The organism is Winogradskyella sp. A2, assembly GCF_046762865.1.
GTDB lineage: Bacteria > Bacteroidota > Bacteroidia > Flavobacteriales > Flavobacteriaceae > Winogradskyella.
On sequence record NZ_JBKQXM010000001.1, the window covers coordinates 239840 to 258780 of the forward strand.

The following is an 18941-nucleotide window of genomic DNA, read 5'->3' on the forward strand; positions in this document are numbered from 1 at the left end:
ACACCTATTCACTTATTGTATAGTGTAACTATAAATATTTCCACCTGTAGATCCATGGCGTTCATCGGTGATAATTAGAGTAGAGTCGTTTTTAAAACAGACACCTTCTTTTTGTGAATTGTGCTTAAATGTCAATTTTTCTTTATTACCTGAAAAAAAATCAGTGCCTTCATAATTTGAGTATTTCCAAATTCTTTTATGGTTTAATAATACTACGGATTTACCATCAGAACTGATATCAGAAGATGTTACTCTTGTGTCTTTACCATCTAGTTCAAATTTTGAAATAAAATTAGCTGTATGATTTCCTACTGCATTAGGAACTGTAAAAACACTAAAACCTTTGTTTTCTTTGCTGATTAAATAAAATACGTTCTGATGTATAAAGAATGCTTCAAAATCTTTAGGTTGATTGATAAAAGGCAGTGAGAATTCAATAAGGTGTGTTTCTGCAGTATCATTAATTAAGTCCTTATTATAAACTTTATAAATTTGAAAAATAGTGCGATTCTTGTTATTGTTTCCAAAGTCACCAATATAGATATTTCCATATTGGTCAGCGGTAATATCTTCCCAGTCTAAATTGTTCGAAGACTTTAATTCAATACTTTTTGAAATCTCACCTGTTGGTTTTAATCCATATAATACATTATCATTACCAGAATCTTCAATAACCCAAATTAATTCTGAATTTGGTATAATTTCTGTCGCAGAAACCTCTTTTAAACTGTTAGAAATATCTCCTATTACTAAGAGGTTACCAAAAGAGGTGCATGCAATTGTGATAAGTAGGATAAAAATTAGTCTTTTGGGTATTATCATAGTAATTTTATCATTTCAATTTATAGCGTTGAATTTACACAAAGATATTATAATTATTGGCGGTGGAGCAGCTGGTTTTTTTGCCGCAATTAATATTGCAGAAAAGTCAACTGACTTATCCGTTGCCGTATTAGAGCGCGGTAAAGTAGGACTGCAAAAGGTAAAAATATCAGGTGGTGGCAGGTGCAACGTTACTCATGCTGAGTTTATACCTTCAGAATTGGTAAATAATTATCCAAGAGGCGAAAAAGAGTTATTAGGTCCATTTCATACATTTATGACAGGTGATACTATTTCTTGGTTTGAAGAAAGAGGTGTTGAACTGAAAATTGAAGAAGATGGAAGAATATTTCCCGTTACAGATTCTTCTCAAACTATAATTGATTGTTTTTTGAATGAAAGTAAAAAACATGGCGTTGAGGTTTTTTATAATCAGTCAGTCAAATCATTCAAAATTATTGGCCAAGGGTTTGCAATTCAAACTAATAATGGCCAATTTACTTGTAATAAGTTGGTTATTGCAACAGGTAGCAATCCTAAAATCTGGAAATTACTTGAAGATTTAGGACATAACATTGTATCACCTGTACCATCATTGTTTACTTTCGATATTAAAGACAGGCGTATTACGGATATTCCAGGAGTTGTTGCTAAAGATGTTGAGGTAACAGTAATGGGAACTGATTTAGTTTCAGAAGGACCGTTGCTCTTTACACATGTTGGAATGAGCGCACCAGCTATATTGAAACTCTCTGCATTTGGTGCGGTTGAGCTTTCAAAAATGAATTACATTTTCAAAATTGAAGTCAATTTTATCAAACAAGATTTTGAATCGTGTATCGAACAACTTAAAGATTTTAAACTTGGGTTTGCAAAAAAGACGATTGTTAATTCAACACAATTCGACTTACCGAAACGACTTTGGAAACAATTGGTTTTGGCTTCAAATATTAACGAAACCGAACGTTGGGCAGATACTAATAAGCAACAATTAGAAGCTTTAACCCTTCAATTGACCAAGGCAGAATTTAATGTCACAGGAAAAAGTACTTTTAAAGAAGAGTTTGTGACTGCTGGTGGCGTAAATCTAAAGGAAGTTAACTTTAAAACCTTTGAAAGTAAGCGAATTCCGAATTTGTATTTTGCTGGTGAGGTCATTAATGTTGATGCTGTTACAGGAGGTTTCAACTTTCAGAATGCTTGGACAGGAGCTTATATCGTTGCTAAAAACATAAATAAATGAACATATTCATAGCACTATTAAGAGGTATTAATGTTGGTGGTCATAAAAAAATGCCTATGGCAGATTTACGAGCACTATTATCAAATTCAGGTTTAGAAAATGTTCAAACTTATATTCAAAGTGGAAATGTCGTGTTTCAATCTTCAATAACAGACAAATTTGAAATAGAAGCGTTAATTAAAAATTCGATTCTTAGTCATTTCGGATTTGAAGTGCCTGCACTTGTAAAAACACATCTTCAACTCCAAACCACAATGGATAATTGCCCTTTTGACGAAGAAAAGAAAATCAAAAGCTATTTTATTCTACTAGATTCTGTTCCCAAAAAAGAAGACGTCAAAGAGGCAACTAAAAAACAGTACGATGGTGAAGAATATCTGATTCTTAATAATTGCATTTATTATTATTGTGAAAAAGGGTATGGTAAAGCAAAATTCAATATGAGTTATTTTGAGCGAAAACTAAAAGTTGCAGCTACATCGAGAAACTATAAGACAATTATCAAACTAATTGAGCTGAGTTCTGCCAATTAATCAAACCAATAACCTACTGAGAACTGAATTAGCAGTATAGATGTACCTTCAGTATCTCCTGCATCAGCTCTTATTATATCAGAAAACCAATGATTAATACGAAATTGACCAAACCAATTGCTGTCAAAATTATATGTTGCACCGGCTGTTATACCAAGTGTTATGGTTTTTAATCTATCTATAGACTCTAAATTTTCATCTCTACGTTGTTTTTGATCAAGTGTGACCGCGACTTTTGGGCCAGCTTCAAAACTCCAGTCATTTATGGAATAAACTTGGGCCAAAACAGGAATATCTAAAAATGTAAAGCGCGTAGCAGTTTCCCCGTTTATTCTATTGCCAATTCTAGATATTTGAGGTTCCGCCTGAATTCCAAAATTTAAATTTGTTGGAATTTTTACAACTGCACCAATATTAATATCGGTTAAAAATGAGCTATTATCTCCCACATCACCAAAAGTATTTGAAAAATTCACTCCAGCTTTGGCGGCAAATTTAAACTTACTTGTTGATGAATTACTAGAAATTTTGTCCTCTTGAGCATATAGCAAAGACGAACTAAGTATAAGTATTAATAAAGTAATTTTTAAGCATTGAGTTTTCATAATAAAAGGATGATAGTTTATAAATCATCGTTGTCTTTAAATTTTGTCATCACAATAATGTAAAAATATTATTAATACATCCTAAGTTGTTAACTTTGCACCATATTTTAATAAAATGACAGAACAAGATTTTATTCTTAAATCCTACAATACCAATTTAGAAAGTGGATCTGTAAAATGGTCGTCTCCAAGCAATATTGCTTTAGTGAAGTATTGGGGAAAGCGCAAAAATCAAATTCCTGAGAACCCATCAATAAGTTTTACACTATCAAATTGTAAAACTATAACCGAAGTCACTTACACTAAAAAAGAAGGCAAAGATTTTAGTTTTGATGTCTTTTTCGAAGCTGAAAAAAATGAAGCGTTTAAACCAAAAATTCAAACCTTTTTTGAACGTATTGTAGACTATGTCCCATTTTTAAGAGATTACCATTTTAAGATAGAGACCATTAATACATTTCCTCATAGTTCTGGCATTGCTTCTTCAGCTTCCGGGATGAGTGCGCTGGCACTCTGCATAATAAGTATTGAGGAAGATTTAGGAGTAGATTATGCAGATGATTACTTTAATCAAAAAGCTTCTTTTTTAGCCCGTTTAGGATCAGGAAGTGCTTGTAGAAGCATTGAGGGAGAGCTAGTGGTTTGGGGAAAAAATAAGAGTACAGAAAGTTCAGATTTGTTTGGTATTAGGTTTGATGGTGATATTCACTCAAATTTTAAGGATTATCAAGATACAATACTTTTGGTAGATAAAGGTGAAAAACAAGTTAGTAGTACATTAGGTCATGAACTTATGCATGGCCATCCATTTGCAAAAGAAAGGTTTTCACAAGCTCATGATAATATAGCGAATCTTAAGAATGTGCTGGCATCTGGAGATCTTAAGACTTTTGTAAAAATTGTTGAAAGTGAGGCATTAACCTTACATGCTATGATGATGACTAGTATGCCATATTTCATTTTAATGAAGCCTAATACATTGGAGATTATCAACAGAATTTGGAAGTATAGAGAGGATAATAACTCAAATATTTGCTTTACCTTAGATGCAGGAGCAAACGTTCATGTGCTATTTCCTAAAGCTGAAGAATCAAAAGTTTATGACTTCATTAAGAGTGAGTTAGTTGCATATTGCCAAAACGGTCACTATATTTGCGATAGTGTTGGTAATGGTGCCAAGCGTTTGTAACCAGTCCCAACAACACAAAAACTATGAAAGGACCATTATTTTATTCTAAGATTCTGTTATTCGGAGAATACGGAATAATCAAAGATTCTAAAGGCTTATCGATTCCTTACAATTTCTATAATGGAGCCTTAAAAGTTGATGAAAACCCTTCAGAAATAGCAATAAAATCTAATAAAAGTTTAAAAGCATTTGTAGAGTATTTACGTCAAATTGATACAAACTTGGTAACATTTGATTTTAATACACTTCAGCAACATGTAGATCTAGGAATGTATTTTGACTCATCCATTCCTCAGGGTTATGGTGTAGGTAGCAGTGGTGCATTGGTTGCGGCGATATATGATAAGTACGCTAAAGATAAAATCACTGTTTTAGAAAACTTGACACGTGAAAAGTTATTAAAGCTTAAGATTATATTCTCTGAGATGGAGTCGTTCTTTCACGGTAAGTCTTCAGGATTAGACCCATTAAACAGTTACTTAAGTCTTCCTATTTTAATAAAGTCTAAGGATAATATTGAGGCCACTGGTATACCTTCTCAAAAAACGGAAGGTAAAGGCGCTGTTTTCTTATTAGATAGTGGAATTGTTGGTGAGACTGCGCCAATGGTTAATATATTCATGGAAAACATGAAAAACGAAGGCTTTAGAAGTATGTTAAAGGACCAGTTTATAAAACATACAGATGCATGTGTTGATGATTTTTTAAAAGGCGATATAAAATCTTTATTTAGCAACACGAAGAAACTTTCTAAGGTGGTATTGAATAATTTCAAACCAATGATTCCTAGGCAATTCCATGAACTTTGGAAAAAAGGAATTGAATCAAATGATTACTATTTAAAACTTTGTGGTTCTGGTGGTGGAGGATATATTCTAGGTTTCACCGAAAATATTGATAGAGCGAAGGAAGCACTCAAAGGACAGAAATTAGAAGTTGTATATAATTTCTAAATTTAGATTTTCCTGAACATATTTCAGGGTTTCATATCTTAATCCATGCTTTCAAGACGGCAAAAACATATACTTCTTAAATTTTTCAGTCTGTTTTCTGTAGTTCGTGGTTATAATATACTTGTTGTTGTTATCGCTCAATATTTGGCTTCAGTATATATTTTTGCAAATCATATTCCTGTTAAATCTGTACTTCTAGACATTAATTTATTAATGCTTGTTTTATCATCCTCAGCAACGATTGCAGCAGGTTATATTATCAATAATTTTTATGATTCTGAGAAGGATTTAATTAATCGTCCTCAAAAAACAATGTTAGATAGGTTGGTGAGCCAAAACACAAAGCTCTCATTTTATTTTATACTCAATTTCTTCGCTTTAGTATTTGCAAGTTATGTTTCGTTTAAGGCGGTTGTGTTTTTTGCTTTATACATTTTTGCTATATGGTTCTATTCGCATCGTTTAAAGAAACAACCCATGGTTGGTAATATTGTTTCGGCAGTATTAACTGTAACGCCATTTTTCGCCATTTTTATTTATTACAGAAATTTTGAGATGGTAGTTTTTGGTCATGCAATTTTCTTGTTTTTATTGATATCAATGCGAGAGTTAATTAAAGATCTCGAAAACATAAAAGGTGATTTAGCATTAAACTATAGAACAGTTCCTGTGGTGCATGGCGAAAGGATTACAAAAATGATGTTGAGTATAGTAGCCATTTTAACAATTCTATCAGCTATTGTACTAATTTTATTTTTTGATATTGGCCACATGTATATTTTCTTTTATTTATGTATAATTTTACTTTTAATATTTCTGCTTGTTTTATGGAAATCCGAGAAGAAAACTCACTATTTGCTTCTTCATAATATGCTGAAGTTTATTATTGTCGCCGGTGTTTTTTCAATCTTATTAATTGATGTTTCAATTGTTTTAAATCGTATATGATGCAGCATACCTTAAAAATTGCAATGGCTCAGATCGCACCAGTTTGGCTAGATAAGAGTGCCACTTTAAAGAAAATTGAAAAATCGATTCTAGATGCTGTTAAAGAAGACGTAGAACTCATAGTATTCGGTGAAGCACTTTTGCCTGGTTACCCATTTTGGTTGGCATTAACTGGTGGAGCTGAGTGGAATACTAATATTAACAAAACGCTTCATGCACATTACGTAAGTAACTCTATATGCATTGAAAAAGGGGATTTAAATTCTGTTTGCAAATTGGCGAAAGATCATGGGATTGCAATTTATTTAGGTATTATGGAACGTCCAATGGATAGAGGAGGACATAGCATTTATGCCTCATTAGTCTATATAAACGAAAAGGGAGAAATAAAATCTGTTCATAGAAAATTACAACCAACTTATGATGAACGATTAACTTGGGCACCTGGTGATGGTAATGGATTGCAGGTTCACTCTTTAAAATCATTTACAGTTGGTGGATTGAATTGTTGGGAGAATTGGATGCCACTGCCGAGAACGGCTCTTTATGGTCAAGGCGAAGACTTACATATTGCTGTGTGGCCAGGAAGTGATCACAACACAAAAGATATAACACGATTTATAGCTAGAGAATCTAGATCTTATGTTGTTTCGGTTTCGGCTTTAATGACAAAAGATGATTTTCCAGAGGAAACACCTCATTTTGCTGATATTATTAAAAATGCACCAGATACCTTAGCTAATGGTGGGAGCTGTATAGCTGGCCCTGATGGTGAATGGCTTATAGAACCTGTAATTAATAAAGAAGGTTTGATTTTTCAAACTATAGACTTTAATCGTGTGTTGGAAGAACGTCAAAATTTTGACGTTGTTGGGCATTATTCCAGACCAGATGTTACAAAATTAACAGTAAATAGAGATAGACAAACTACTGTAGAAATAAAATAGTTAATGTTAACTATTGTTATACCTTTGCAGCCTAAAAATTAATGGATTATGAGCAAAAACCAAGATGGTAGAGGAAAAGGGAAGGCTTCAGGTAAAAAAAATAAAAGAAGTAATGCAAAAGGTTTTTCTGAAAATAACAGATTTTCAAAGAAAAAGACTCAACCTAAAAAGACCTCAAATCCAGATGAGATTCGTCTAAATAAATACATTGCTAATTCCGGAATTTGTTCAAGACGAGAAGCAGATGAAAATATTGCTCTTGGATTAATTACAGTTAATGGAAAGGTAATTGTTGAAATGGGTTATAAGGTAAAACTGGGTGATGAGGTAAAGTTTGATGGCAGGCGTATAAGTCCTGAACCAAACGTATATGTACTCTTAAACAAACCAAAGGGATTTGCTACAACCACAGCTGAAGGTAAAGGGAGAACAGTTATGGATTTAGTTGCCAATGCTACAAATGCCAAGATTAAACCCATTGGTAGATTAGGAAGAAATTCACTGGGTCTATTACTGTTTACTAATGATGACAAAGTAGTTCAAAAATTCACCAATTCTAAAACAGGTGTAGAACGATTATTTCAGGTAGAATTAGATAAGAATTTAAAGTTTGAGGACCTTAAAAAAGTACAAGAAGGATTTAAGATTGACGGAAAACTAATAACGGTTGAAGAGATCAGCTATATACAAGGTGAATCTAAAAATAAAATTGGTATAAAAATTAAAAATACGGGTAACACCATTTTGAGAACAATTTTCGAATACCTCAAGTATGATATCGTAAAAATTGACTGTGTAGCTATTGGTCATTTAACTAAAAAAGATATTCCCAGAGGTCATTGGAAACACTTAACGACTCAAGAGGTTAATACACTTAAAATGCTCTAATTTCAACGAATCTAATTAGTTTTGAATAATTCTTTTAAAATTAATTTTCAATTAATATTTGTATTAATTTCATTTGTATCTTAGTAATAGTAATCAACCCAACCTAAGATGAAAGATAATCTAAAAAGAGTAATCGTAGATTTTAAGAAACTAACTCCAGAGATATTGGCTTTGTTGGTAGAAAGGTATCCAGATGGCTATGATGACGCTCATATTATTTCATTTAAAAATGCAAAAAATGAGCTAGTTGAAGCAGTAGAAGTAACAACAATGGATACAAAGTATTTAGTTAAAGTTAGTACTAAGTTGGCTGTAACTATGGAGAATTATGATGAAGATGATTATGAAGATTTTGAAGGTGATGATCCTGAAGCAATTCAACCACCTGACGATTTAGAGGATTAAAAGCTAATTTTTTTCTTCAAGACTACTTCCCAGATAAAAACCAAAAATACAATGAGGTACTCTAATGCTATTACCCATAAGTTTTCAGCATAATCAATGTTGGCATAAGCGAAATAGCTCAATATTATTATAACAGACCATACTAAAGCGTATTTGTAATTAGTAAATACAGAAAGTACTATCAAAGTTGTTAGGTACCAAGGATGTACTGTTGTACTTAAAAACAGATAGCAACTTAACACTAAGAGCATTGAAGTCGCCAATTTTGTAATTGAATTATTCGCTTTGAAAAAAGAAAAATAAAGAATAACAATAAAAGATATAGATGGGAGTATTTTTGTAATCATTTCTATTTCATTAAAACCGGTAATGGCGTATCCAATACTTCTGGCGAGATAATAAATACTTGCATTAAATTCAAAATTACCAAACCAGAGACCAACGGTTTTTGAGTAGTTGGAAATAAATTCAAACGAAAAAAAAGGAACAAAAAGAAGTACTACTGTCATTAGAATAATGACATAAAATGAGATTAGCTTTTTAAAATCTATCTTTTTATTTTCGGTTTTAAACCACTTTAAAAATAGTGGCAAAAACATTAATGGAATTAATTTTACAGATATAGAGCAAGCGAATAAAAATGCAGCCAATTTCCATTTACTTGAATGTAGTAGATATAAACTCCATACTAAAAAGAATACCATAACGCCTTCAAAATGTAAATTTCCTGTGAGCTCAATAATTATAAAGGGGTTTAAAATGTACCAAAAGATACTATTAGAAGGTAGTTTTAATCGTTCCAATAGCTTTTTGCCAAAATATAGAGTTCCAATATCTGCAGATATAATAAGTACTCTAAGTCCAATTATAGAACTCAAAATGCTTTGACCAGGAAAAAGATTTGCAATTGCAAAACATAATTGGTTTAAAGGTGGGTAGTTGGTGAAATTTGAAGCACTTAGTGCTCCCATACCTTCATGTAATTCTGATTGATTTGGGAAATTAGTTAATGTACCCAGTTCCATCTGAAAATCTGGTGTGGTCAAGTAGGGATTTATTCCTGATAATATCATCTGTCCATCCCAAATAAAGCGATAGAAATCTTGTGATAGATTCGGAATAGCAAATAAAAAAAGTAGTCTAAATATTATTGATGCAAGAACAAGCACTCTAAAGTAATAGCCAGTGGATTTAATAAATTGAATAGCACAAACAAATAATCCTAGATAAAGCAGTAGGAGTTTTAAGAAATCTGTTCTAACTAAATCATACGCAAATGATAGATATAATACGGAGCTTATAAATAGATAAAGTAGCGCTAGCTTTTTGTATTTGAAAATATTACCCAACCCAAGTTCCATTCCATCAAAGATAGAATTATTTAATACGGTGAAAATAATGTCTTTGTAAAAAGATTTATAACTTTAAAAGAATTATATAAATCATGAGTTACACTATTTACCATAATTTGATGATTAACAAGGATGTTGAAAGTGTTTTTAAGGCTGTTACGGATCCCGAACAATTGATTAATTGGTGGCCTCTGAAATGCACAGGAAAACCGAAAATAAATGAAGTTTATAACTATAATTTTACAGATAAGTATAATTGGTTTGCAATAGTTAACTTAATTGAAGATAAGCAGATTCATTTTAAAATGACCGATTCTGATGAAGATTGGAATCCAACAAAATTTGGATATGAACTAGAAGAAAAGGAAGATGGAACCTATCTTAGGTTTTTTCATAAAGACTGGCCAGAATGTAATGATCATTTTAAGCACTCATCATTTTGCTGGGCATTATTATTAAATGGACTAAAAGATTATTTGGAAAAAGGAATCATTATACCTTTTGAAAGTAGAGCCTAAACCTTGGAGCTTAAAGACTTAAAAAACACATAACCAAAACCAATAAACAACATTAAGTGAAATGGAAAAAGTCCAAAATCACCGCCTTGGTCTCCCACAATAAATGCGCTATACAATCCAAAACCGAAATAAAGCATCAGCAACCCTTCTAAAATTACATTCTTTGAAAGTGATTTACGCAAGTACTTATTGTTTTTCCAGTTGTCTTTAAATTTTTTAATATTGAATTTTGGAGTTCTAACAAATTCACTTTTCTTCCCAACATGTCCTTCAATAACGGCTATTGAGTTGTGCAATGAAAATCCCATGGCAATGGAGAAGAAGGTAAAGAACATTCCTATATAACCAAAGAATCTTTTAAAACCACTTCCATAAATATTCTTATACATAAACCAATAGCACACAAAAAATATCAGGGTGCTCATCACAAAGAAACTCATTACATAAAAATAATCTCTTAAATGGGCATATTCATTTTTAATGTAAAGCATTGGGATGCTTAATACCGCAACTACAAATATGCTCAAAAACATAGAGCTATTTAGTAAATGTAATAGACCATGAATCTTTGTTTTGGTAGAAATATTTTTAGATTTAATGACTCGCCAAAGCATTTTTCTAAAATTCTCAGCTCCTCCTTTGTTCCATCTAAATTGTTGCGATCGTGCTGCACTAATTACAATTGGTAGTTCTGCAGGTGTTTCTACATCTTCTAAGTATTTGAACTTCCACTTTTTAAGTTGAGCTCTATAACTCAGATCAAGGTCTTCAGTTAGCGTATCGCCTTCCCAATTCCCTGCATCTTCAATACACGTTTTACGCCAAATACCGGCAGTTCCATTGAAATTAATGAAATGTCCTTTTGAGTTACGACCTACTTGCTCTAAAGTAAAATGAGCATCAAGTGCAAATGCCTGAATTTTTGTTAATAATGAATAATTTCTATTAATATGTCCCCAACGTGTTTGTACCACGCCAATTTTTTTATCCTTAAAATAGGGTATGGTTCGCTTTAGCCAGTTTGGTTGAGGTAGAAAGTCTGCATCAAATATGGCGATAAATTCACCTTTTGCAATTTTTAATCCTTCTTTTAAGGCACCTGCTTTAAATCCTGTTCTATCAGTTCTTGTAATATGTTTAATATCTAATCCCTTGGATGCTAATTTTTCTACATGAGTTTTAGTAGAATGAATCGTTTCATCTGTAGAATCATCAAGGACTTGAATTTCTAATTTATCCTTAGGGTATTCAATCAATGCAATATTATCAAGAAGACGATCCATTACATACATTTCGTTAAATACAGGTAATTGAATAGTAACGTAAGGAATTTCGTCCGGATTATCTAAGTCAAAAGTTTCACATACTTCTCTTTTTCGTTTCGAGGATAAGTAATTAAACAACAAATTTAATTGCGCTAGTGCGTAAAGGAAAATGAGCACTATTGCTATAGTGTAAACTACAATTATGAAATACTGAAGATATATCACTTAAAACTATATTTAAAAATCCAAGAAAGGATTTTTACGCCAGCAAATATAGCACCTTTTATGGTACCTGAAACTTTTGAGACACCTATTCTGTTTCTATAGTTAACCGGAATTTCTTCATAGGTAAATTTTTGTTTCAAAGCTTTCAGTTGCATCTCTACTGTCCATCCATAGGTTTTGTCCCGCATTTTTAATTCCAATAGCTTATTGTACTTAATTGCTCGGAATGGTCCTAAATCTGTAAACCTAGATCTAAAAAATAAGCGCATTAAACTAGTTGCTAGCCAATTACCAAAAATTTGAGGGAATGTCATTGCGCCTTTTTCGCGCAATTCTTTTACACGCCCACCAACTACAAAATCAATATCATCTTCAATAATGGGTCTAACTATTTTTGTAAGCTCTTCAGGGTAATCGCTATAATCACCATCCAAGAAAACAATAATATCTGGATTTTCATTTTGTTTGTCTATATAGTCCATGCCTTTAAGACAGGCATAACCGTAACCCTTATGAAATTCAGTTAAAACTGTAGCGCCAGCTTTTTTGGCATTTGTTTCAGTATTGTCGGAAGAGTTATTACTTACTACAATAATCTCATTAACAATATCAGGAATATCATTTATCACATGATGAATAGAATCTTCCTCGTTAAACGCAGGAATAATGACTTTAATAACTGACATTAAATAATTTTGAAGTTGCAAAAATACAACTTCTTATTTCTCATTTACTAATTTCATCAAATCTACATCATTACCTAGCAATATCTCAGTTGGATTGATACGTCCCTTCAAGCTATCATTTTCGAGTTTAAGCACACCTCTTGGGCATACTGCTGCACAAATACCGCATCCAACACAGCTAGAACGAACAATATTTTCACCTTTTTGAGCATAGTGTCTAACATCAATTCCCATCTCACAACTATTGGAGCAATTACCACAAGAAATACATTGGCCACCATTAGTGGTAATTCTAAATTTTGAAAATAATCGTTGTTGAAATCCTAATATCGCAGCCATAGGGCAACCAAATCTGCACCAAGCTCGACTACCTAGAATAGGGTAGAAACCAGTACCAATAACTCCGGAGAATATGGATCCAATATAAATGCCATAAGCTGACCTTAAGCTACCAGACTTAATATAGAATAATTGATCTGTAGTGCCTGTAAAATGCATCGTTAATAAAAGAGAAATCACAACAAAAAAACCAATAGCACCATATTTTGAGTCCATTCCTAATTCTTTTCTTTTAAAAACCATAACACCAACAAAAATTATCGTTAAGAACCCAATCACTAATGAGATGAAGACACCTCTTGTTAACCAAAAATCATTGCTCTTATAACCTAAATACGTGTAAACCATTGCAGTTGTCATAACTACTGAAAAAACTAAAACGACATGTATTAACCAACGCTCTAGTTTCCAAGCAGACATTTTTTTAGAGGATAAATGTCTAAAAGAATCTCCTGCAGTTTCGGCAAGACCACCACAACCACAAACCCAGGAGCAGTACCATCGTTTACCAAATTTATAGGTTAGGATTGGAGTAGTTACAAAAATGGAAAGTATTCCAAATAGGATCAGCGTTAGTCCAATATTACCATTTGAGAGAAACGCTTTTACAGACCATTCATCAAAAATATAATAGTTGAGCGGCCAGATACTTTTAAGATCATAGTATGGTAAATCATTATTCATTACATACATAAACTCCGGTATCAAAAAAGCAAAACCTAATTGAAAGAACATTACAGAGACCGTTCTAATTTGTTGGTACCGATTATGCCTGTATTTTAACATGAACTTGTAGCCAAAAGCCAGTATCGCAATAGTGTAAAGTGTTCCGTAAACAAACCATTGGCTGGCATTTCTTCCACTTAACAATTGACTAAGAGGGTCAAATAAACTGATTAGACCAGTATTTTCTGCGCCATCTTTGCCTAATCCTAAATATTGTGGATAGAAGTAAAGAACAATATAAAATGATGTAAGTATTATGCCTACTGCCCAACCCCAAAATCCTCTTGAAGAGATAGATTTAAACCAAACACCATCATTTTTTATGCCTTCGAGTTTATTTAAATAAGCTTCTCTAGTATAAAGAATAGTTCCTATAACTATTAAACCTAATGCAAGTGTTAGAAATATACCCTTATTAGGAAAGTTGATATTCAATAACGCCAGTGTTAATATAAATAGACCAACAAGACCAAGGCCTAAAGCAATTTTTTGTTTTATGGTAATATTTAAAGCATCAGGTGTTGCTAAAGACATACTATGATTTAATTTATTGCTCATGTCTAGACTGTTTGGAGTTGATTGTTATAAGACTGGAGGATTTGATTTTCAAATTTTGCATAAAATTCTGGGTCAAAGTTGGCTTCTGAGAGATGATTAATTACATAATCAACATCCGTTTTTTCTGTTAGCCAAGTGTCAAATGTTTCATGTCGCATCCTTATTCCGAAGGTATTAATACCAAGAAATTCATTAGTGTCCTTATTGTAAGCTACCGTGATACATTTGGTGTCATCTTCATGTTTCCAATGAAAATGAGTTTCGTAATCTGGTCTTCCTTTATTACCATGAACCCAACCATAGGTTTGATATTCTATGTCTAAAAATTTAGCAGAGTTAAACCAATGGCCAGGATTGTATTCTATGCGATTACCGCATATGGTTTGTGCCAATGTTTCTCCCATCATACGACCAGTATACCAAACGGCTTCAATTGGTCTTCTGTTTCCAATTGCTTCATGTTGCTCAGCACAATCTCCAATAGCATAAACATCGGGAATATTTGTTTCTAAGTATCGGTTTACTTTAACACCTCTGCCAGTTTCAATTTCAGAATCTTTAATAAAATCAATATTTGGTGACACACCGGCAGTTAATCCAACGACATCACAAGGAATTTCTTCACCAGTTTCTTCAACTATTACAGATTTCACCTTCCCGGAATTATCCGATATAATTTCTTTTAAATTGGTAGAAAGGCGCAAGTCAATATGATGATTTTTAATATGTCTATTAATCATAGCGCTTTCACCTTCTGGCAAAACGCCATTCCAAAAGCTAGATTCTCTAACAAGAAATGTAACTGGTATGCTACGACTATTTAGCATTTCTGCAAGTTCAATTCCGATTAAACCGCCACCAACAATTACAGCACGTTTACACACTTTATTATTAGATGCATGTTTTTCAAGATTTTCTAAATCCTGTTTGTGGTACATTCCCATCACGCCTTCCAAATCTTGTCCGGGCCATCCAAATTTATTTGGTTTGCTTCCAGTAGCTATTACTAGCTTATCATAATTTAATGTTTCACCATGAGAAAAATGAAGTATTTTAGAATTGGTGTCTATGGTTTCAACAAAACCTTGTTTGAGTTCAATACGATTTTTATCCCAAAACCAATCCTCGTAAGGTTGGGTGTGCTCAAATTTCATATGTCCCATATAAACATACATTAAGGCAGTACGCGAGAAGAAATATTCTGTTTCTGCTGAAATAATGGTAATTTTTTTATCCGATAGTTTTCTGATGTGTCTGGCAAGTGTAACACCAGATATACCATTGCCGATAATTACGACGTGTTCCATATTGATTTTGGTTGTTAGTATAGACAATAGGTCGAAGGTTTTGTTAAAACCTTAACGGCCAAAGTTGAATTTCTTTAAATTTAGGGATTATTTAATACTATGAAACGTTTAATTTCTTTGATTTTCTCCATTTTATTATTTGGCTGTGCAGCTAGTGTATATAAGCCTGAGAAAATAAATGGGGTAAGTTTTGTTGCTATGAATACAGCCATAGATAGTACTAATATAGTTCCAGTGGTTGAGGTAAATGCTAATTATGCAGCAGTAATGCCATTTGGTTTTATTAGAGATTTAGATCACCCTGAAGTAATACATAATACAGATAGACAATGGTTTGGTGAGACTAGGGCAGGAGCACAACAGTATATTAACGAATTAAAGAAAAAAGATATATCTATAATGATAAAACCCCAAATATGGGTGAGTCGTGGTCAATTTACTGGTGAAATTATGATGCAATCCGAAGAAACATGGAAAGAATTGGAGGTATCATATACCAATTTTTTGTTGGAATATGCGGCGCTTGCTGAAGAGGTTAATGCAGAAATATTATGTATTGGTACAGAGTTAGAATTGTTTACAAAATACAGGCCTGATTATTGGAAGTCTCTTATAGACAGTATCCGTGAGGTATACAATGGAAAGCTAACCTATGCCGCTAATTGGAATGAGTATAGAAAAACACCATTTTGGGATAAATTGGATTTTATTGGTATTGATGCCTATTTTCCTGTAAGTGATACTAAGACTCCAAGTTTTGAAGATTGTATGGCTGGTTGGCAAAAACATAAACTTGAAATATTAAAATTATCAAAAACACATAAAAAGAAAGTTCTTTTTACGGAGTATGGTTATCGAAGTGTAGATTATGCTGGTGAAAGACCATGGGATTATTCTAATAGAGATGGTTCTGTAAATCTTGATGCTCAAGTAAATACAACAAAAGCACTCTTTGAAACATTTTGGGATGAAAATTGGTTTGCTGGCGGATTTGTATGGAAATGGTTCCATATACACGATAAAGTTGGTGGGCCAAATAACAACATGTTTACACCACAAAATAAGCCAGCCCAGGAAGTCATTAGAGTTCAATATGGATATTCAAACAATTATTAAATGAGAAACTTAGTTATTGGTGATATACATGGTGGATTAAAGGCACTTGTTCAATTAATAGAACAATTAAAAGTTAATGCTAGTGATAAGCTTGTATTTCTAGGTGATTATGTTGATGGTTGGAGTGAGTCGGCGCAAGTTATGCAGTATCTAATTGAGTTGTCTAATAATGCAGAATGCGTTTTTATTAAGGGTAATCATGATGTCTGGTGCGAAGATTGGTTGAGGGAAGAACTTGCCAATCCGGTTTGGTTGGCTCATGGTGGACAGGAAACCGTAGAGAGTTATTCTGATTTTACAGATGAAGAAAAAAAGCAACATCTTCAGTTTTTCCAGGCTATGGAGCTTTTTCATATTGATAACGACAACAGGTTATATGTACATGCTGGTTTTACTTCTATGTACGGTGTGCAACGCGAATATGAAGTAAGAAATTTTTATTTTGATAGAACACTCTGGGAAATGGCGTTGACTATGGATAAGCGTATAGATAAAAGCTCAGGGATATATCCGGATCGTTTAAAGCACTATAAAGAAATATATATTGGCCATACGCCAACTATTAATTATTTTAAAATGCATCCTATGAATGTTGCAAATGTTTGGAATATTGATACAGGTGCAGCATTTACAGGTAGGCTATCAGCTATGGATGTTGATACCAAGGAGGTTTTTCAAAGTGATATCTTGAAAGATTTATACCCAAATGAAAAGGGTAGAAATAAGTAACCTACCTAATATGTTTTTTATAGTAAGTGTAAATATCGTCGGCTGAAGCACCGAACCATCGTTTGACATAAATAGACCAGAAATGATACTGTAGTTTCCAAACACCCACTTTTTTGTATTGTCTCGCTGAGGTTCTGATTTTACTATTTATAACTACGAATTGTTTTCGGGCATATAGTTCATTAATCAAAATATTGTCCTCATAAATAACGTAGTCTTCATCATAACCACCAATATCTGTAAATAATTCTCTAGTGATGAACTGGCTTTGATCACCACCACGACATGGCCTTATATTAAATTGGGTAAACCAACTTGCTAATCGTAACCACCAATGCTTACTATCAAACTGCATTCTAAAACAACCAGCTTCATTTCCTTTGGATAATTCTTTAAGAATTAAATGATCAAAGTCTTTTGGTGGATGTGCATCTGCATGAAGAAAGTACAAAACACCAGCTTTTGATGTTTTTGCGCCAAGATTCATTTGTTTTGCCCTTCCTTTTTCCGAAGAACTTAAAACAATTTTTTCAAATGATTTTACGATTTCTTTTGTTCCGTCTGTACTACCACCATCAACCACTATAATGTCTGATATATTTTTTGAGCTGGAATGAGTTTCTATATGTTTTAATAACTCACCAATATAATTCGCCTCATTGAGAACGGGGATTATTATTGAAATTTTAGTCATTCAATTCCCAATTATAGTCTTTGTAACTTTTTTTTGCATTCTCTGAAATCGTAATTTCAGAATATTTATTTAGAAAATCGATCAGGCTTCCATTTTGCTTAAAGTCATTGGCAAACCATTTGAATATTTTAGACAGTTTTAAACTATTGCTATTTATCTCATTTTTTGATTTATCATTTAAAAAATCCTTTGTTGCCTTTGTGAGTTGTGATTCTGAGTCTGAAGCAGTATAAGCTTCATTTAGTAGTTTTGGACATGAATCTGAAGCGCAAACAATGGCAAAATGAATTCTTGGTTCATCCATTTTACGCAAAATATTGTGTTCAATATAATTAAGGTTTAACCATTTATCACCAAATTGCCAAAATCGCTGACCCCAAGGATCTTTAATGTCTTTAATACTCTTTATAGGATAATTACGAAGAATTAAATCAATTGTTAGTGCATTATAGGCATTGATCCAGTAGGCTAATTTTTCGGACTTAGTCCATGTATCATTTGGCATGGTATGGGTTATCATATCTATATAAACATCCAAATCCATGGAGTTTTTAATCCCTAAATAATCAACCTTGCCATTTTCTGAAACATGTTTTTGTAATATTTTATGCCATCTTGCATGGTCGAATTGATCTTTAACTGCAATTAGTTTTGGAGGTTCAGGAGGAGGTGGAATAGTATTATTTTCTTTTGGAACTTTTCCCACATTTTCTGATACTGATTGAGTCAGAGGAGGAGGAACTTGTTTCTCGGTCGCATCTGGTACCTTGGTAATAATTAAAGAATCAATAACTACCTTTTCAGGTGATTGTTTTTCAACAACAGTCTTTTTTGAACTACACGAAAATGCACAAAGAATTAAAAAGGCAATTATTACTCTCATTAAAAATAGG

20 protein-coding genes are annotated in these 18941 nt (G+C 32.7%); 11 read left to right on the plus strand and 9 right to left on the minus strand.

From position 1 onward, the window contains the following. Positions 1–12: 12 nt before the first annotated feature. The gene (locus tag ACFWV9_RS01025; protein ID WP_411893371.1) at positions 13–822 is read right to left on the minus strand and encodes a hypothetical protein; all 810 of its coding nucleotides are present in this window, start codon (positions 820–822) and stop codon (positions 13–15) included. Positions 823–850: 28 nt separating this feature from the next. Here ACFWV9_RS01025 and ACFWV9_RS01030 point away from each other — a divergent pair, with 28 nt between their 5' ends. Together ACFWV9_RS01030 and ACFWV9_RS01035 are read left to right on the plus strand one after the other, a co-directional pair. After that, positions 851–2065 carry an NAD(P)/FAD-dependent oxidoreductase gene (locus ACFWV9_RS01030; RefSeq protein WP_411893372.1) on the plus strand — a complete coding sequence of 405 codons (1215 nt, stop codon included), beginning with the start codon at positions 851–853 and terminating at the stop codon, positions 2063–2065. Next, a complete protein-coding gene (locus ACFWV9_RS01035; RefSeq protein WP_411893373.1) occupies positions 2062–2598 on the plus strand; it encodes a DUF1697 domain-containing protein in 537 nt (178 codons plus the stop codon). Before ACFWV9_RS01030 ends, ACFWV9_RS01035 begins: the two co-directional genes overlap by 4 nt. Here the strand turns inward: ACFWV9_RS01035 and ACFWV9_RS01040 are convergent. Then, positions 2595–3203, minus strand: a complete 609-nt coding sequence (locus tag ACFWV9_RS01040) for a porin family protein (protein ID WP_411893374.1) — start codon at positions 3201–3203, stop codon at positions 2595–2597. The genes ACFWV9_RS01035 and ACFWV9_RS01040 overlap by 4 nt on opposite strands. Positions 3204–3318: 115 nt before the next feature. Here ACFWV9_RS01040 and ACFWV9_RS01045 point away from each other — a divergent pair, with 115 nt between their 5' ends. The 6 genes from ACFWV9_RS01045 (at position 3319) to ACFWV9_RS01070 (ending at position 8533) form a co-directional block, all read left to right on the plus strand. After that, positions 3319–4392 (plus strand): diphosphomevalonate/mevalonate 3,5-bisphosphate decarboxylase family protein, encoded by a 1074-nt coding sequence (locus ACFWV9_RS01045; RefSeq protein WP_411893375.1) that lies wholly within the window; start codon positions 3319–3321, stop codon positions 4390–4392. 23 nt (positions 4393–4415) lie between these two features. Then, positions 4416–5345, plus strand: coding sequence for a mevalonate kinase (locus ACFWV9_RS01050; RefSeq protein ID WP_411893376.1), 930 nt, complete (start codon positions 4416–4418; stop codon positions 5343–5345). Between the two features lie 45 nt (positions 5346–5390). Then, complete coding sequence (locus tag ACFWV9_RS01055; protein WP_411893377.1) at positions 5391–6293, plus strand: geranylgeranylglycerol-phosphate geranylgeranyltransferase; 903 nt, start codon at positions 5391–5393, stop codon at positions 6291–6293. Continuing rightward, on the plus strand, positions 6293–7240 hold the full coding sequence (locus tag ACFWV9_RS01060; RefSeq protein WP_411893378.1) for a carbon-nitrogen hydrolase family protein: 948 nt from the start codon (positions 6293–6295) through the stop codon (positions 7238–7240). The genes ACFWV9_RS01055 and ACFWV9_RS01060 overlap by 1 nt, the downstream gene beginning before the upstream one ends. A 48-nt stretch (positions 7241–7288) precedes the next feature. Continuing rightward, positions 7289–8128 (plus strand): pseudouridine synthase, encoded by an 840-nt coding sequence (locus ACFWV9_RS01065; protein ID WP_411893379.1) that lies wholly within the window; start codon positions 7289–7291, stop codon positions 8126–8128. A gap of 108 nt (positions 8129–8236) precedes the next feature. Further along, the gene (locus tag ACFWV9_RS01070; protein ID WP_411893380.1) at positions 8237–8533 is read left to right on the plus strand and encodes a hypothetical protein; all 297 of its coding nucleotides are present in this window, start codon (positions 8237–8239) and stop codon (positions 8531–8533) included. On the opposite strand, the gene ACFWV9_RS01075 is transcribed toward ACFWV9_RS01070, so the two are convergent. Further along, a complete protein-coding gene (locus tag ACFWV9_RS01075; protein ID WP_411893381.1) occupies positions 8530–9894 on the minus strand; it encodes a mannosyltransferase in 1365 nt (454 codons plus the stop codon). The genes ACFWV9_RS01070 and ACFWV9_RS01075 overlap by 4 nt on opposite strands. An 83-nt stretch (positions 9895–9977) precedes the next feature. Between ACFWV9_RS01075 and ACFWV9_RS01080 the strand changes: the two genes are divergently transcribed. After that, positions 9978–10403 (plus strand): SRPBCC family protein, encoded by a 426-nt coding sequence (locus ACFWV9_RS01080; RefSeq protein ID WP_411893382.1) that lies wholly within the window; start codon positions 9978–9980, stop codon positions 10401–10403. Here the strand turns inward: ACFWV9_RS01080 and ACFWV9_RS01085 are convergent. The 4 genes from ACFWV9_RS01085 to ACFWV9_RS01100 are packed head-to-tail and all read right to left on the minus strand — an operon-like array spanning position 10400 to position 15509. Then, entirely contained in the window at positions 10400–11890 is a 1491-nt protein-coding gene (locus ACFWV9_RS01085) for a cellulose synthase family protein (RefSeq protein WP_411893783.1), read from the minus strand. The two genes, ACFWV9_RS01080 and ACFWV9_RS01085, sit on opposite strands and share 4 nt — an antisense overlap. Then, entirely contained in the window at positions 11890–12579 is a 690-nt protein-coding gene (locus ACFWV9_RS01090; protein WP_411893383.1) for a glycosyltransferase family 2 protein, read from the minus strand. The genes ACFWV9_RS01085 and ACFWV9_RS01090 overlap by 1 nt, the downstream gene beginning before the upstream one ends. 33 nt (positions 12580–12612) lie before the next feature. Continuing rightward, positions 12613–14202 carry a 4Fe-4S dicluster domain-containing protein gene (locus tag ACFWV9_RS01095; RefSeq protein WP_411893384.1) on the minus strand — a complete coding sequence of 530 codons (1590 nt, stop codon included), beginning with the start codon at positions 14200–14202 and terminating at the stop codon, positions 12613–12615. A 2-nt stretch (positions 14203–14204) separates the two neighbouring features. Then, on the minus strand, positions 14205–15509 hold the full coding sequence (locus ACFWV9_RS01100; protein ID WP_411893385.1) for an NAD(P)/FAD-dependent oxidoreductase: 1305 nt from the start codon (positions 15507–15509) through the stop codon (positions 14205–14207). A 99-nt stretch (positions 15510–15608) separates the two neighbouring features. Between ACFWV9_RS01100 and ACFWV9_RS01105 the strand changes: the two genes are divergently transcribed. Both ACFWV9_RS01105 and ACFWV9_RS01110 read left to right on the plus strand, forming a co-directional pair. Next, on the plus strand, positions 15609–16625 hold the full coding sequence (locus ACFWV9_RS01105; protein ID WP_411893386.1) for a glycoside hydrolase family 113: 1017 nt from the start codon (positions 15609–15611) through the stop codon (positions 16623–16625). Continuing rightward, a complete protein-coding gene (locus ACFWV9_RS01110) occupies positions 16626–17354 on the plus strand; it encodes a metallophosphoesterase (RefSeq protein WP_411893387.1) in 729 nt (242 codons plus the stop codon). It begins immediately after the preceding gene. A gap of 1 nt (position 17355) precedes the next feature. Here ACFWV9_RS01110 and ACFWV9_RS01115 read toward each other — a convergent pair whose 3' ends face one another. Next, positions 17356–18048, minus strand: a complete 693-nt coding sequence (locus ACFWV9_RS01115; protein WP_411893388.1) for a TIGR04283 family arsenosugar biosynthesis glycosyltransferase — start codon at positions 18046–18048, stop codon at positions 17356–17358. Then, positions 18041–18931: a DUF547 domain-containing protein gene (locus ACFWV9_RS01120; RefSeq protein WP_411893389.1), complete on the minus strand. Its 891-nt coding sequence runs from the start codon at positions 18929–18931 to the stop codon at positions 18041–18043. Before ACFWV9_RS01120 ends, ACFWV9_RS01115 begins: the two co-directional genes overlap by 8 nt. Positions 18932–18941 lie beyond the last annotated feature (10 nt).